Source organism: Pseudomonas sp. PHC1 (assembly GCF_046487845.1).
GTDB lineage: Bacteria > Pseudomonadota > Gammaproteobacteria > Pseudomonadales > Pseudomonadaceae > Aquipseudomonas > Aquipseudomonas sputi.
This window is the reverse complement of the sequence record NZ_JBJXHJ010000002.1, coordinates 1-15,473: the sequence shown is the minus strand read 5'-3', so window position 1 is coordinate 15,473 and position 15,473 is coordinate 1. Positions and strand designations below refer to the sequence as shown.

General features: G+C 57.4%; 15 protein-coding genes and 1 rRNA gene. 7 read left to right on the top strand and 9 right to left on the bottom strand.

Going from position 1 to position 15,473, the window contains the following annotated elements:
* Window positions 1-15 precede the first annotated feature (15 nt).
* Window positions 16-720: a biotin/lipoate A/B protein ligase family protein gene (locus ACKJSM_RS02635; protein WP_410236555.1), complete on the top strand. Its 705-nt coding sequence runs from the start codon at window positions 16-18 to the stop codon at window positions 718-720.
* A gap of 4 nt (window positions 721-724) precedes the next feature.
* On the opposite strand, the gene crp is transcribed toward ACKJSM_RS02635, so the two are convergent.
* On the bottom strand, window positions 725-1,369 hold the full coding sequence (gene crp / locus ACKJSM_RS02630; protein ID WP_011336190.1) for a cAMP-activated global transcriptional regulator CRP: 645 nt from the start codon (window positions 1,367-1,369) through the stop codon (window positions 725-727).
* Window positions 1,370-1,605: 236 nt separating this feature from the next.
* Here crp and ACKJSM_RS02625 point away from each other — a divergent pair, with 236 nt between their 5' ends.
* Complete coding sequence (locus tag ACKJSM_RS02625; protein WP_003228794.1) at window positions 1,606-2,028, top strand: OsmC family protein; 423 nt, start codon at window positions 1,606-1,608, stop codon at window positions 2,026-2,028.
* Window positions 2,029-2,265: 237 nt separating this feature from the next.
* Window positions 2,266-3,060, top strand: a complete 795-nt coding sequence (gene speD, locus ACKJSM_RS02620; protein WP_085609101.1) for an adenosylmethionine decarboxylase — start codon at window positions 2,266-2,268, stop codon at window positions 3,058-3,060.
* Between the two features lie 61 nt (window positions 3,061-3,121).
* On the opposite strand, the gene coq7 is transcribed toward speD, so the two are convergent.
* The 6 genes from coq7 to hemJ all read right to left on the bottom strand — a co-directional run bounded on the left by coq7 (window position 3,122) and on the right by hemJ (window position 7,617).
* Entirely contained in the window at window positions 3,122-3,769 is a 648-nt protein-coding gene (coq7, locus tag ACKJSM_RS02615) for a 2-polyprenyl-3-methyl-6-methoxy-1,4-benzoquinone monooxygenase (RefSeq protein WP_007956317.1), read from the bottom strand.
* 107 nt (window positions 3,770-3,876) lie between these two features.
* Window positions 3,877-4,215 carry a histidine triad nucleotide-binding protein gene (locus ACKJSM_RS02610; RefSeq protein ID WP_007956318.1) on the bottom strand — a complete coding sequence of 113 codons (339 nt, stop codon included), beginning with the start codon at window positions 4,213-4,215 and terminating at the stop codon, window positions 3,877-3,879.
* An 81-nt stretch (window positions 4,216-4,296) separates the two neighbouring features.
* Window positions 4,297-5,085, bottom strand: a complete 789-nt coding sequence (locus ACKJSM_RS02605) for an SDR family NAD(P)-dependent oxidoreductase (protein ID WP_007956321.1) — start codon at window positions 5,083-5,085, stop codon at window positions 4,297-4,299.
* Between the two features lie 61 nt (window positions 5,086-5,146).
* A complete protein-coding gene (locus ACKJSM_RS02600; RefSeq protein ID WP_410236554.1) occupies window positions 5,147-6,097 on the bottom strand; it encodes a DUF805 domain-containing protein in 951 nt (316 codons plus the stop codon).
* 89 nt (window positions 6,098-6,186) lie between these two features.
* The gene (locus ACKJSM_RS02595) at window positions 6,187-7,155 is read right to left on the bottom strand and encodes an NAD(P)H-dependent flavin oxidoreductase (RefSeq protein WP_236178975.1); all 969 of its coding nucleotides are present in this window, start codon (window positions 7,153-7,155) and stop codon (window positions 6,187-6,189) included.
* 33 nt (window positions 7,156-7,188) lie between these two features.
* Window positions 7,189-7,617 (bottom strand): protoporphyrinogen oxidase HemJ, encoded by a 429-nt coding sequence (gene hemJ, locus ACKJSM_RS02590; RefSeq protein ID WP_236178976.1) that lies wholly within the window; start codon window positions 7,615-7,617, stop codon window positions 7,189-7,191.
* Between the two features lie 135 nt (window positions 7,618-7,752).
* Between hemJ and argC the strand changes: the two genes are divergently transcribed.
* Both argC and erpA read left to right on the top strand, forming a co-directional pair.
* Window positions 7,753-8,787: an N-acetyl-gamma-glutamyl-phosphate reductase gene (gene argC / locus ACKJSM_RS02585; protein ID WP_064599800.1), complete on the top strand. Its 1,035-nt coding sequence runs from the start codon at window positions 7,753-7,755 to the stop codon at window positions 8,785-8,787.
* A 168-nt stretch (window positions 8,788-8,955) separates the two neighbouring features.
* Complete coding sequence (gene erpA / locus ACKJSM_RS02580) at window positions 8,956-9,306, top strand: iron-sulfur cluster insertion protein ErpA (RefSeq protein ID WP_003228776.1); 351 nt, start codon at window positions 8,956-8,958, stop codon at window positions 9,304-9,306.
* 72 nt (window positions 9,307-9,378) lie between these two features.
* Here the strand turns inward: erpA and ACKJSM_RS02575 are convergent, their stop codons facing one another.
* On the bottom strand, window positions 9,379-10,470 hold the full coding sequence (locus tag ACKJSM_RS02575) for an anhydro-N-acetylmuramic acid kinase (protein WP_410236553.1): 1,092 nt from the start codon (window positions 10,468-10,470) through the stop codon (window positions 9,379-9,381).
* 3 nt (window positions 10,471-10,473) lie between these two features.
* Complete coding sequence (locus tag ACKJSM_RS02570) at window positions 10,474-11,898, bottom strand: peptidoglycan DD-metalloendopeptidase family protein (RefSeq protein WP_410236552.1); 1,425 nt, start codon at window positions 11,896-11,898, stop codon at window positions 10,474-10,476.
* 210 nt (window positions 11,899-12,108) lie between these two features.
* Here ACKJSM_RS02570 and tyrS point away from each other — a divergent pair, with 210 nt between their 5' ends.
* Window positions 12,109-13,308, top strand: coding sequence for a tyrosine--tRNA ligase (gene tyrS / locus ACKJSM_RS02565; RefSeq protein WP_410236551.1), 1,200 nt, complete (start codon window positions 12,109-12,111; stop codon window positions 13,306-13,308).
* A 554-nt stretch (window positions 13,309-13,862) separates the two neighbouring features.
* Window positions 13,863-15,399, top strand: a 16S ribosomal RNA gene (locus tag ACKJSM_RS02560).
* Window positions 15,400-15,473 lie beyond the last annotated feature (74 nt).

Here is a 15,473-nt window from a genome sequence, read left to right as displayed (position 1 = left end):
TCCTATGGAAACCTTATGATCCCCACGTCCCTGACCATCGAAGCCGGCCTGCAAGCCGAGCAGGATTTACTGGCCTCGATCTGCGCTGGCGACTCCGAGTTCGGCCTGCTGTTCTGGCAACCCAGTGATCGCGCCTTAGTCATGCCCCGTCGTTTGAACCGCTTGCCCGGTTTCGATCACGCCTGCGAAGTCTCCGCCGCGGCCGGTTGGCCGGTGTTGTTGCGTGAAACCGGTGGTGAACCTGTTCCGCAATCGGCTTCGACCATCAATATTGCACTGGTCTACGCACCGCCTCGCAGCGAAGGTGATCTGAACCGCATCGAAACCGGTTACCGGCGTCTGTGTGATCCAATCTGTGAGTTGCTGGATGAGTTGGGTGGCACTTCGTCGCTGGGTGAAATCGACGGTGCGTTCTGCGACGGTCGCTTCAACGTCAATCTCGACGGTCGCAAGATGGTCGGTACCGCCCAGCGCTGGCGCCAGAGTCAGGGCGGTCAGCGTCCGGTGGGCCTGGTTCACGGGGCAATGCTGCTGGATGACGAGCGTGAGTCGATGGTGGCGGCGGTCAACCGTTTCAACGAGGCGTGCGGTCTGGAGCAACGGGTACGTGCCGCCAGCCACATCGCTCTGCACGAAAAATTCCCGGCGCCCCATGCACTGGCACGCCTCGATGAACGCTTTCGTTTGATGCTGGCGCAGATCTACGCCGGCTGCGATTGAGAACTCAGCGGGTGCCGAAGACCACCATGGTCTTGCCTTTCACATCGACCAGGTTGCGTTCTTCAAGATCCTTGAGCACGCGACCGACCATCTCTCGCGAACAACCGACAATCCGGCCGATTTCCTGACGGGTTACTTTGATCTGCATGCCGTCCGGGTGGGTCATGGCGTCCGGTTGTTTGCACAGCTCCAGCAGGCAGCGAGCGACACGGCCGGTGACGTCGAAGAACGCCAGGTCGCCGACCTTGCGGGTGGTGTTGCGCAGACGTTGTGCGATTTGTCCGCTGAGCACGTAAAGAATGTCTGGATCCTGCTGTGACAGTTCGCGGAACTTGGCGTAGCTGATTTCTGCGACTTCGCACTCTACCTTGGCCCGCACCCAGGCGCTGCGCTGCTGTTCCTGCCCGGCTTCTTCGAACAGACCCAGCTCGCCGAAGAAGTCTCCGGCATTCAGGTACGCGATGATCATCTCGCGGCCGTCGTCGTCCTCGATCAGGATCGTGACCGAGCCGCGGATGATGAAGTACAGCGTGTCGGAGCGATCCCCGGCGCAGATGATATTGCTCTTGGCCGCGTGACGCCGGCGCTGGCAATGCATCAGCAGCTTGTCGAGGTTCTTGATTTTGGGTGTGGGGGTAATACCAACCATGGTTGTATCCCGAAAAGACTGCACGGTTATATTTGGTTTTTATATGAGGCGCTGAGGCGGTCGCTACACAGACTGGCGAAGGCGCCAGTGAATTGGCGCCAGCTTACCAGACACTTCGTCGAAATTTCGAGAAATCACCTACGCTCAAGGTGCATTCGTCCTAGGAACCTGCTCGCTGTCCGGGCGCGGCCCTGTGCTAAGCTGGCGACCCTTTTTTCTACAGTGGAGTCTTGGCGATGAAGGCACGCATCCAATGGGCTGGCGAAGCCATGTTCCTCGGCGAATCCGGCAGCGGTCATGTCGTGGTCATGGACGGTCCGCCCGACGCCGGTGGTCGCAATCTGGGTGTGCGCCCGATGGAGATGCTTCTGCTGGGCGTTGGCGGTTGCAGCAATTTTGACGTGGTCAGCATTCTGAAGAAGTCTCGGCAGGCCGTTGAAAGTTGCGAAGCGTTTCTGGAAGCCGAACGCGCGACCGAAGATCCGAAGGTGTTCACCAAGATCCACATGCATTTCGTGGTCAAGGGCCGTGGTCTGAAAGAAGCCCAGGTCAAACGTGCCATCGAACTGTCTGCCGAGAAGTATTGCTCGGCCTCGATCATGCTCGGCGCCGCCGGTGTAGCGATTACCCACGACTACGAAATCGTCGAACTCGGTTGAAGCGACATTCAACTATCATAAAAGCAGTGCAGACTCTGGCGATCCCCCGCTGACGTCTGCATAATGCGCCACTTTTTTCAGGGCCGTGATCAGTCAATCGACGGGTCATCCGCCTGAACAGATAACCAAAATCGCCATCGCGAAGAGGTGTTAACCGTCCTACGCAGGTGCGTTGTTCGCACTTGACGGGCATGCTTGATCACGCGGCTGTGCCGCATACATAGAGAGTTTTTAACGGTGAAAAGCAAACTCAAGCTCCACGGGTTCAATAACCTGACAAAGACCTTGAGCTTCAACATCTATGACATCTGCTACGCGGAAACCCCGCAAGACCAGCAGGCTTACGTCGAGTACATCAATCAAGAGTACAACGCCGAACGCCTGACGCAGATCCTCACGGAAGTTGTCGAAATCATTGGTGCCAACATTCTGAACATTGCGAGTCAGAACTATGAGCCTCAGGGTGCCAGCGTCACGATTCTGATCTCGGAAGAGCCGGTGACCCCGACCGAAAGCCAGATCGAAGAGTCTCCGGGCCCGTTGCCCGAAATCATCCTGGCCCACCTCGACAAGAGCCACATCACGGTGCACACCTACCCGGAAATCCATCCGGATGCCGGTATTGCGACCTTCCGTGTGGACATCGACGTGTCGACCTGTGGTGTCATTTCACCGCTTAAAGCGCTTAACTTCCTCATTCACCAGTTCGATTCGGACATCGTGACCGTGGATTACCGTGTGCGCGGCTTCACCCGTGACGTTGAAGGCAACAAACACTTCATCGACCACGAGATCAACTCGATCCAGAACTACCTTTCCGATGACACTCGCGACGCGTATCAGATGACCGACGTGAACGTGTATCAGGAAAACCTGTTCCACACCAAAATGCTGCTGAAGAACTTCGAACTGGACAACTACCTGTTCGGCGATGCCACCAGCAACCTGTCTTCCGAGCAGCGCGCTCAGGTGACCGAGCGTGTGAAACACGAAATGCTGGAAATCTTCTACGCGCGCAATATGCCAAGCTAAGAAGTCCGGGCACAAAAAAAGGCGACTGCTTTGCGGCAGTCGCCTTTTTTGTGGGTGTTTTTCAGATCCGATAAGTACTTTTGGTCATCACTTTGGCCAACAGGCTCATGCCGAACTTCACCGGCGCCGGGAAGCGGAAGCCGCCGGCCTCAAGCGCACTTTCCGCGTGATGTTCTTCATCGATACGCATCTGTTCCAGAATTGCCCGGGACTTTTCGTCCTCGGCCGGCAGTTGCTCCAGATGCTCGTTCAGATGCTTGCACACCTGATGCTCGGTGGCGGCGACAAACCCGAGGCTGACCTTGTCGCTGATCAGCCCGGCGACTGCGCCGATCCCGAACGACATGCCATAGAACAGCGGATTGAGCACGCTGGTGTGGCTGCCCAACTGGTGAATACGCTGTTCGCACCAGACCAGATGATCGATCTCTTCTTCGGCCGCATGCTCCATGGCCTCACGCACCTGTGGCAGCTTGGCGGTCAGGGCCTGGCCCTGATACAGCGCCTGGGCACAGACTTCACCGGTGTGGTTGATGCGCATCAGACCGGCGACATGGCGGGTGTCCTCATCGCTCATCTGCACATCGGGCTGCACGATCGCCGGCGACGGACGGTACGGCTGGCCGCTGAAGGGCAACAGGGTACGCATCGCGGCATCGGCTTGCAGCAGAAGACGATCAATGGGCGAGTAGTGACGTTGGGTAGTCATGCTGACCTCCGGGAAGAATCTCGGCGGCCAGTTTAACCGAATCGGCCGGGGAAGGTTTGCGTTGGGTCATGTGGGAGCAGGGCGCTCCCACCGATTTCCAGGTTCGATCAGCCCGGAGGCCAGTTCATCTGGCGTTGACCCAGAACGTGCATGTGAATGTGGTAGACAGTCTGCCCGCCCATTTCATTGCAGTTCATCACCACTCGGAAGCCTTCCTCGCAACCCAGCTCCAGCGCCAGACGCTGGGCGGTGAACAGGATATGCCCGGCCAGTGCCTTGTCGTCTTCGGTCAAGTCGTTGAGGGTGCGTACCGGTTTCTTCGGGATCACCAGAAAATGCACCGGTGCCTGTGGGGCGATGTCGTGGAACGCCAGAACCTGGTCGTCCTCGTAGATGATCTTCGCCGGGATTTCCCGGTTGATGATCTTGGTGAACAGAGTATCCACAGCTGTTTTCTCCGTTGTTTGGACTGGCCTGAGTGTACTCATACGGGGATAAGCCCGCCCAGGGTTTTGCCGTAGGGCTTTTCAGCGCGGGCAGTAGGCCTTGTTGACCATGCCGACAATTGTGCGATTGAGCCAGCGCGAACCGAGTCGTGGCAGAAAGGCGAACCAGCGGTTTCGGCGTCCTGGAATGATGATCGCGCGGTTTTTCTCCAGGGCGCGCACGGTGTACAGCGCGACTTCCTCGGGACTCATCAGCAATTTGCTGGCGTTGAGCTTGTCGTTGTTCAGTTGTGCAGTGCGAAAGAACGCGGTGCGGGTCGGGCCGGGGCACAGCACCGACACCTTGACCGCACACTTTTTCAGTTCCACCCGCAGTGCTTCAGAGAAGTGCAGAACGTAGGCCTTGCTGGCGTAGTAGGTGCTCATCCAGGGCCCGGGGTTGAAGGCCGCCACCGACGCGACATTGAGAATCTGCCCGCCACCCTGCAACGCCATGCTGTTGCCGATGGCATGGCAGAGGCGGGTGAGGGCGAGGATGTTCACTTCGATCAGGTCCTGTTCGGTCATCCAGTCCTGGGCCAGGAACGGGCCGCAAGTACCGATGCCGGCACAGTTCACCAGCAGATCGATCTGCCGGTCGCCTTCCTCGAGCTCCAGCAGAAAGCCGGACAGGCGCAGCGGCTCACCGAGGTCACAGGCGCGGAACAGCACCTCCACGCCGAAGCGTTGGGTCAGTTCAATCGCAATGCTTTCCAGCTGATCACGCTGGCGGGCCACCAGAATCAGGCTGCGGCCACGGCGCGCCAGGGCTTCGGCCATGGCCAGGCCGATGCCGCTGGAGGCGCCGGTGATCAGAGCGTAACGGGTCATGCAAATCTCCATCGCAACAGCGCCGCGCCGTGGACGCAGGTGTCACGGCGGGGCGCGTTGTTCATTCTTTCGCAGAGTCTACAGGGGCGAGAGCAGCTTCGGCTGCATCGTCTGCCGAATTCGCGGCGGGTTCGACTTCGACATCGATTTCATCGGTGGTCACCGAACCGCTCTCGTAGCTGCTTTCAAGGCTGCTTTCATATTCCTGCTGGATGGCAGTAATCCCGCCCAGCATGCCACCCACGAAAAACAGCCCGATAAATACGATCCACAGAGAGCACAGCACTTTGACTGCCGTGCTGTTCGGCGGAGGCGGTGGGCCATAGCGATTGGCGCCGGTATTACCCGGCACGACCATGATCACCAGCGGGAAGAAGCTGCCCACGAAAGGCACCAGCGTCAGCAGCCAGAGCCATCCCGACCAGCCGATATCGTGCAAGCGCTGGATGCTGAACAGGATCCCGACAATCGCGAAGGCCAGGAACAGGAAGAAGGCGAAGAGACCGCCAATGATCAAGCCTGTGGTCGAGTCGGCGCTCACCAGGCCCAGGCCGATCAGTGCGAACACGCTGACGATCGGCAAGGTGACGAGGCTCAACACCATCGACCACGCCAGGTAACGCAGGCGGCCGATCCGGCCCTCGACGCTGAACGGCTTTAGCGGCGCGAATGCCGGCAGGTTTTCACCTACCGCAGCGCGAGGGGGCGCATAAGGCGAGTCGGGCTCTGTAATGGCTGTGCTTTGCTCGTGGACATCCGACAGATTCAGTTCGATGGGCGTTTCCGCTTCGATCCGGGCATCGATTCCGGTCTTGCCCAGTGCTTGCAGGTAGGTCTGCGCATCGCTGTGGGACAGATCACGCTTGAGCGCGACGGTGCGGCCATTGAACAGACGCTCGATGGCGGCGACATCGCTTTTGAACAGGTCGGCCAGGTTGAGCTTGGCCGTGGTGATATCGACGCCGGGCTGGAGCGCGGCGCCGAAAACGATCTTGTAACGGGTTTCGCTCATGGCCGAGGCATCCTTGTCGCGAGATAAGTTGAGTGATTGCAGTCTGTAAGTGCCAGACCAGTCCTCTGGCAGCGACTGGCCGGATTTGTTCAGCGTGGCCAGCGTTTGGGTAACTGTGCCGCTTGTTCCAGGGCCTGGCGGTATTCGGCATCGAGACGCGCCACCAGTTGATCCACGCTTGGCAGATCGTCGATCTGCCCGACGCCTTGACCCGCCGACCAAACGGTTTTCCAGGCCTTGGCTTCATCGTTGATCGGCTTGAGCTTGTCGCCGAAATTCACTTCACCCTTACCTTGCAGAGACGCCATGTCGAAACCGGCGGCCTCCAGGCTTTGGCGCATGAAACTGGCCGGTACACCGGATACGGCAGGAGTATGAATGATGTCGGCGGCTTTGGCAGTCAGCAGCATCTGCTTGTAGGCGTCAGGCGCGTGACTTTCAGTGGTGCCGATAAATCGCGTGCCGAAGTAGGCCAGATCCGCGCCGAGCAGTTGTGCGGCGAGAATCTCATGCCCATGGTTCAAACATCCTGCAAGCAACAGGGTCTTGTCGAAGAACTCGCGGATTTCGGCGATCAGCGAGAATGGACTCCAGGTCCCGGCGTGCCCCCCGGCACCGGCCGCGACGGCGATCAAACCATCGACACCGGCCTCGGCGGCTTTTTCGGCATGGCGACGGGTCGTCACGTCGTGGAAGACCAGGCCACCGTAACTGTGCACGGCGTCTACCAGTTCCTTCACGGCACCGAGGCTGGTGATGACGATGGGGACTTTGTGCTCGACGCAGATGTTCAGGTCAGCCTGCAGGCGTGGGTTGCTGTGGTGGACGATCAGGTTCACCGCGTACGGCGCCGGGTTTTCCAATGTCGCCAGTCCCGCTTCGATCTGTTCCAGCCAGGCCTTGAAACCGCTGCTTTCGCGCTGGTTCAGCGCCGGAAAGCTGCCGACCACGCCGTTGCGACAGCACGCCAGGACCAGTTCGGGATTGGAGATCAGGAACATCGGCGCCGCCACCACAGGCAGACGCAGACGTTGTTCGAGCAGAGCGGGCAGCGACATCGGAAGTACCCCGGAAAGTTGTATTTGTTGAAGTTAGAACGGCTTGACCACGACCAGAATTACGATAGCCAGCAATAGCAGAACCGGCACTTCATTGAACCAGCGATAAAAGACATGGCTGCGGGTGTTCTCGCCACGGGCAAAACGTTTTACCTGCGCGCCGCACATGTGGTGGTAACCGATCAACAGCACGACCAGGGTCAGTTTGGCGTGGATCCAGCCACCGCTGCCGAAGATGCTCGGGTTCAGGTAGATCAGCCAGCCACCGAAGATCAGCGCGGCGATCATGGCGGGGCCCATGATGCCGCGGTACAGTTTGCGCTCCATGATGCTGAAGCGTTCCTTGCTGATCGTGTCTTCACTTTGCGCGTGATAAACGAACAATCGAGGAAGATAGAAGAGGCCGGCAAACCAGCACACGATGCTGACGATATGAAGCGCTTTGATCCACAGATAGAGCATTTTTGGTTATTCCCTGATTCACGGTAGGCCGGATAGTAGAGGCTTGAGCGTCCGCACGTCACCTTGGCGGTTGTCGCAGGCGCGCGCGGCCCCTATTATCGACGGCTTTCCAGTGGGTTCGTTGAGGGCAGGTTTATGGTCAAGGTCGGTATTGTCGGCGGCACGGGTTACACCGGTGTCGAACTGCTGCGTCTGTTGGCACAGCATCCGCAGGCAGAAGTGGTGGTCATCACTTCCCGATCCGAGGCCGGTCTGGCCGTGGCTGACATGTATCCGAACCTGCGTGGCCACTACGATGGTCTGGCATTCAGCGTGCCGGACATCAAGACCCTGGGCGCTTGCGACGTGGTGTTCTTCGCCACTCCCCACGGCGTTGCCCACGCACTGGCCGGCGAATTGCTGGCGGCCGGCACCAAGGTCATCGACCTGTCGGCAGACTTCCGTCTGCAGGACGCCGATGAATGGGCCAAGTGGTACGGCCAGCCGCACGGTGCGCCGGAGCTGCTGGACGAAGCGGTTTACGGCTTGCCGGAAGTCAATCGCGAGCAGATCAAGAAGGCGCGTCTGATCGCGGTGCCGGGTTGCTATCCGACCGCGACGCAGCTGGGCTTCCTTCCGTTGCTTGAAGCGGGCATCGCCGACGCTTCCCACCTGATCGCCGACTGCAAGTCCGGTGTCAGCGGTGCCGGTCGTGGTGCTGCCGTAGGCTCGCTGTATTCCGAAACGTCGGAAAGCATGAAGGCCTATGCGGTGAAAGGTCACCGTCATCTGCCGGAGATTCGTCAGGGGCTGCGTCGTGCGGCGGGCAAGGATGTCGGTCTGACTTTCGTGCCACACCTGACGCCGATGATCCGTGGCATTCACTCCACGCTCTACGCGACCGTTGTGGATCGCTCAGTGGATCTGCAGGCATTGTTCGAGAAACGTTATGCCAATGAGCCGTTCGTCGATGTGATGCCGGCCGGCAGCCATCCGGAAACCCGCAGCGTGCGTGGTGCGAACGTCTGCCGCATTGCCGTTCACCGTCCGCAGGATGGCGATCTGGTAGTGGTGCTGTCGGTGATCGACAACCTGGTCAAGGGGGCGTCGGGTCAGGCAGTGCAGAACATGAACATTCTGTTCGGGCTGGATGAGCGTCTGGGTCTGTCCCACGCGGGCATGCTGCCGTAACGACGGAACTTGCTTGGCAAAAAGGCCCGTCTAACGGGCCTTTTCGTATTCTGGTCGGTTGATCAGCTTTATTGATATACCGTAACAATAGTTGACCGATTTTCTAGGACAAGCGGATAATGCGCGTCATCACGCATTATGGCGGCGTAACGCCGGGAGAGAGTCAGCATGAGCGTCGAATCCTTCACCCCCACGGCTTTGCAATTCACTCAGGGTGCCGCGCACAAGGTGAAGAGCCTGGTCGATGAAGAGGGGAATGATCGCTTGAAGCTGCGCGTATTCGTTACGGGCGGCGGTTGTTCAGGGTTTCAGTACGGTTTCACCTTCGATGAAGATGTGGCCGAGGACGACACGATCGTCGAGCGCGAAGGCGTCAGTCTGGTGGTCGATCCGATGAGCTTCCAGTACCTGGCGGGTGCCGAGGTGGATTATCAGGAAGGTCTGGAAGGCTCGCGTTTCGTGATCAAGAACCCGAATGCCACTACTACTTGTGGTTGCGGCTCGTCGTTCTCGATCTGATCGCGCTTCGCCGAACACAATAAAACGCCGTAGAACCTCACGGTTCTGCGGCGTTTTGTTATCTGCGATTTGTCAGTGGGGGTAGATGGCCCCGAGTACGCGCAAGCCTTTGGCGCCGGTGACGCTCGGGCGATTGGCGGCGATGCCTTCCAGACAGCAATGGGCCAGCCAAGCGAAGGCCATGGCCTCGACCCAGTCCGGATCGACGCCGTGGGTCGATGTGCTGGCGACTTTGGTGTTCGGCAGCAGCCTGGCCAGGCGATTCATCAGTGCGATGTTGTGAGCGCCGCCGCCGCAGACCAACAATTCCCGAGTATCGGATTGGGCGCTTTGCAGGGAGCCGACGATAGTCAGTGCGGTGAGCTCCAGCAGCGTTGCTTGCACGTTTTCCGTCAGGAACACTGGCAGGCGTGAAAGGTGCTGCTCCAGCCAGGGCAGGTTGAAGACTTCGCGGCCGGTGCTCTTCGGGCCTTGTGTCATGAAAAACGGATCGCTGAGCAAGGCCTTCAGGAGGGTAGGCTCAACCTTGCCGCTGGCTGCCCACTGCCCGTTGCGGTCGTAGTTTTCGCCCCGTTGCTGATGAATCCAGGCATCCATCAGCACATTCCCCGGCCCGCAGTCGAAACCGGCTACAGGCTTGTTCGGCTCGATCAGACTGAGATTGCTGAAACCGCCGACATTCAGAACCGCACGGTTGCCGGTACGCTCTTCGAACAACGCCTCATGAAAGGCTGGAACCAGAGGGGCGCCCTGGCCGCCGGCGGCTACATCACGGCTGCGGAAGTCGCTGACGACGGTGATACCGGTCAGTTCAGTGAGTAGGGCAGGGTTGCCTATCTGTACGGTAAAGCCACGAGCCGGCTCATGGCGAATAGTCTGGCCGTGGCTGCCGATCGCGCGAATGGCTTCGGGCTTGAGCTGCTGCTGTTCGAGGAGGGTGTGGATCCCCCGCGCGGCGAGCTTTACCCAGTTTTGCTGGGCAATCGCCGAGCGGGCGATTTCGTCAGGGCCGCTGGCGCACAAGCCAAGCAGCTCGGCGCGCAGGGTGTCTGGCATGGGAATGTAGTGGGTGGCGATCAGGTTGATCGCCGAGGATTGCTCGATCAGGGCGATGTCCAGCCCGTCGAGGCTGGTGCCGGACATCACGCCGATATACAGACTCATGGCTTAGCGTTTGCTCGAAGCCAGCATGGTGGCCTTTTCCTGGTCCATGCGCGCCATCAACGGCTGGCTCTGCGCCAGGAAGCGAGCGCGTTCGGATTTGGCGATCGGGTCGGCCATCGGCAGCTTCTGGCCCAATGGATCGACGTGAACACCGTTGACCTGGAACTCATAGTGCAGGTGGGGGCCGGTGGACAGGCCGGTGGTGCCGATGTAGCCGATCACCTGGCCCTGTTTAACAGTGCCGCCGGTCTTCACACCCTTGGCGAAGCCTTGCATGTGGCCATACAGCGTACGGTAAGTGTTGCCGTGCTGGATGATCACGGTGTTGCCGTAGCCGCCGCGACGGCCGGCCAGCAGCACTTTTCCGTCGCCGGCAGCCTTGATCGGCGTACCGCGTGGGGCTGCGTAATCGACGCCTTTGTGGGCGCGGATCTTGTTGAGGATCGGATGTTTGCGGCCCATGGAGAATTTCGAGCTGATGCGGGCGAAGTCTACCGGTGTACGGATGAACGCCTTGCGCATGCTGTTGCCATCGGCGGTGTAGTAGCTGCTGTTGCCCTGCTTGTTGGTGTAACGCACTGCGGTGTAAGTCTTGCCGCGGTTGGTGAAGCGCGCGGACAGGATCGGGCCGTTGCCAACGGCCTTGCCATTGACCACTTTCTGCTCATAGATCACATCGAACTCGTCGCCTTGGCGGATATCCTGGGCGAAGTCGATGTCGTAGCCAAAGACACTGGCCATGTCCATGGTCAGGCTGTGTGACAGGCCAGCGCGGGCGGCGGACTGCGATAGCGAGCTGTTGATCACTCCGTGCGCATACGCGGTGCGAACAGTCGGTTTAGCGGTGACGCGGTTGAACACATAACCCTTGTCGTTCTTGGTCAGAGTGATGGTTTCAACGTCGCTGACCTTGCTGCGCAGGTTGGTCAGCAGGCCTTGTGAATTCAATTCGAATTCGAGTTTCTGGCCATGTTTAAGCTGACTGAATTGCTTGGCTTGTTTGTCGCTGGTCAGCACTTCATGGACGGCGGCGGCCGGGAGGCCGACTTTTTCAAACAATGTAGAAAGCGTATCGCCCTTGGAAACGATCACTTCCCTGTGATTTGAAGCCTTCTTTTCTTCGGCTGCCGACATCGGTGCTGTTGCGGCCTGAGCGGTTTCCTGCGCTTCTTCGGTGCTGTTTTCGATCTGTGCGAAAGGGGAGGCTACGGACTCATTTGTGGCTTGAGCCGAGTCTGCGGCGTCTTGATCCTGTGTCAGTTGTTCAGCAGGACTTTCCAGTTCAAGGCTCAGCGTTGTCTTTTTGGCTTCAACATCACTGGATGGAAACACCAGGAGCGCCAGACTGAGAAGGGCGGCGATCCCACTTGCGGCGAGCAGGTGGGTCTTCGGGTAAAGCGGTGGCGCTTTAGACGGTTCAGTGGTCATAAGTAATTTGACTTTGAAAAAAATGAATTGGAAAAGATGAATGACATGATGAAGATGAAATAACTGTATAAAATATAACCAAATCATCTCTGAAGCAAGTCTGCGGACGCTCTGTCCGTGGATTGGTGTCCGTGCGCCGGGCAAAACTTGTATTTGGTGCGCGATCTTGTATGGTTGGTTCCCTTTGAATCTGAGCCTTGCGGGTCTGTTATGAAGTCGGTTGAAGAGCAGCTAGCGCTGATTAAACGTGGTGCGGAAGAACTATTGGTCGAGTCCGAGCTGATCGAAAAGCTCAAACGTGGCCAGCCGCTACGAATCAAGGCTGGCTTCGATCCAACTGCGCCGGATCTGCACCTTGGTCACACTGTGCTTATTAATAAGCTGCGCCAGTTCCAGGAACTGGGGCATCAGGTGATTTTCCTTATTGGTGATTTCACCGGAATGATCGGTGATCCGAGCGGCAAGAGTGCCACCCGCCCTCCGCTGACCCGTGAGCAGGTTCTGGAAAACGCCGAGACCTATAAAACTCAGGTGTTCAAGATTCTTGATCCGGCGAAAACCGAAGTCGCGTTCAACTCCACCTGGATGGATCAGATGGGGCCGGCGGACTTTATTCGTCTGACTTCGCAGTACACCGTTGCTCGCATGCTCGAGCGTGACGACTTCGACAAGCGCTACACCACCAATCAGCCGATCGCGATCCACGAATTTCTCTATCCGCTGGTGCAGGGTTATGACTCTGTAGCATTGCGCGCTGATGTGGAACTGGGTGGCACCGATCAGAAGTTCAACCTGCTGATGGGGCGTGAGCTTCAGCGTGGTTATGGTCAGGAAGCTCAGTGCATTCTGACGATGCCATTGCTTGAAGGTCTGGATGGTGTGAAGAAGATGTCCAAGTCGTTGGGCAACTACGTCGGTATCCAGGAAGCTCCGGGTGTCATGTACAGCAAGCTGGTCTCGATTCCTGATGCATTGATGTGGCGCTACTTCGAATTGCTCAGCTTCCGTTCGATGGATGAGATCAACGTGTTCCGTGCGGATGTAGAGGCGGGAGCTAATCCTCGCGATATCAAGATCAAGCTGGCTGAGGAGATTGTCGCGCGTTTCCACGGTGAAGAGGCTGCGGCCAATGCTCACCGCGGTGCGGGTAACCGTATGAAGGATGGTGAGTTGCCGGATGATCTGCCAGAGGTCGAACTGAGTGCTGCCGAGGATATGCCGATTGCTGCTGTTCTTAATAAGGCAGGGCTGGTGAAGAACTCTGCGGCTGCTCGTGATTTGCTGGCTTCCGGTGGTGTGCGCGTGGACGGTGAGGTTGTTGATCGCTCCTTTGTGTGTGCGCTGGGCTCGACTCACGTTTGTCAGGCTGGCAAAAAGACTTTTGCGCGGATTACGCTGAAAGCTGAGTAAATTTGAAATAAGGGGTTGACGGCAGATTCTGAGTCTCTATAATTCGCCCCACTTCCGGCGCAGTCGAAACGGAAAACTCCTTGAGAATCAATGAGTTAAGTAGGTTTCGAAAGCGGATTGCTTCAGATCATCGAGGCCTGGAAGAAGTTGGAAATGCCGGATTATTACGGCGCTTTCAACGGTTCGATCTTCTCGGTCGAAAGCGGAGAAAAAGAGGTGTTGACAGCAGCGTGTAACGCTGTAGAATTCGCCTCCCGCTAACGAGAGATCGGAAGCGCAAGTGGTTGAAGTTGTTGAAGAAATCTTCGAAAACTTCTGAAAATAATCACTTGACAGCAAATGAGGCTGCTGTAGAATGCGCGCCTCGGTTGAGACGAAAGATCTTAACCAACCGCTCTTTAACAACTGAATCAAGCAATTCGTGTGGGTGCTTGTGGAGTCAGACTGATAGTCAACAAGATTATCAGCATCACAAGTTACTCCGCGAGAAATCAAAGATGTAACCAACGATTGCTGAGCCAAGTTTAGGGTTTTCTCAAAACCCAAAGATGTTTGAACTGAAGAGTTTGATCATGGCTCAGATTGAACGCTGGCGGCAGGCCTAACACATGCAAGTCGAGCGGATGAAGGGAGCTTGCTCCTGGATTCAGCGGCGGACGGGTGAGTAATGCCTAGGAATCTGCCTGGTAGTGGGGGACAACGTTTCGAAAGGAACGCTAATACCGCATACGTCCTACGGGAGAAAGCAGGGGACCTTCGGGCCTTGCGCTATCAGATGAGCCTAGGTCGGATTAGCTAGTTGGTGAGGTAATGGCTCACCAAGGCGACGATCCGTAACTGGTCTGAGAGGATGATCAGTCACACTGGAACTGAGACACGGTCCAGACTCCTACGGGAGGCAGCAGTGGGGAATATTGGACAATGGGCGAAAGCCTGATCCAGCCATGCCGCGTGTGTGAAGAAGGTCTTCGGATTGTAAAGCACTTTAAGTTGGGAGGAAGGGTTGTAGATTAATACTCTGCAATTTTGACGTTACCGACAGAATAAGCACCGGCTAACTCTGTGCCAGCAGCCGCGGTAATACAGAGGGTGCAAGCGTTAATCGGAATTACTGGGCGTAAAGCGCGCGTAGGTGGTTCGTTAAGTTGGATGTGAAATCCCCGGGCTCAACCTGGGAACTGCATCCAAAACTGGCGAGCTAGAGTATGGTAGAGGGTGGTGGAATTTCCTGTGTAGCGGTGAAATGCGTAGATATAGGAAGGAACACCAGTGGCGAAGGCGACCACCTGGACTGATACTGACACTGAGGTGCGAAAGCGTGGGGAGCAAACAGGATTAGATACCCTGGTAGTCCACGCCGTAAACGATGTCAACTAGCCGTTGGGAGCCTTGAGCTCTTAGTGGCGCAGCTAACGCATTAAGTTGACCGCCTGGGGAGTACGGCCGCAAGGTTAAAACTCAAATGAATTGACGGGGGCCCGCACAAGCGGTGGAGCATGTGGTTTAATTCGAAGCAACGCGAAGAACCTTACCAGGCCTTGACATCCAATGAACTTTCCAGAGATGGATTGGTGCCTTCGGGAACATTGAGACAGGTGCTGCATGGCTGTCGTCAGCTCGTGTCGTGAGATGTTGGGTTAAGTCCCGTAACGAGCGCAACCCTTGTCCTTAGTTACCAGCACGTTATGGTGGGCACTCTAAGGAGACTGCCGGTGACAAACCGGAGGAAGGTGGGGATGACGTCAAGTCATCATGGCCCTTACGGCCTGGGCTACACACGTGCTACAATGGTCGGTACAAAGGGTTGCCAAGCCGCGAGGTGGAGCTAATCCCATAAAACCGATCGTAGTCCGGATCGCAGTCTGCAACTCGACTGCGTGAAGTCGGAATCGCTAGTAATCGCGAATCAGAATGTCGCGGTGAATACGTTCCCGGGCCTTGTACACACCGCCCGTCACACCATGGGAGTGGGTTGCACCAGAAGTAGCTAGTCTAACCTTCGGGAGGACGGTTACCACGGTGTGATTCATGACTGGGGTGAAGTCGTAACAAGGTAGCCGTAGGGGAACCTGCGGCTGGATCACCTCCTTAATCGACGACATCAGCTGCTCCATAAGTTCCCACACGAATTGCTTGATTCATTGAAGAAGACGAAAGAAGCAGCC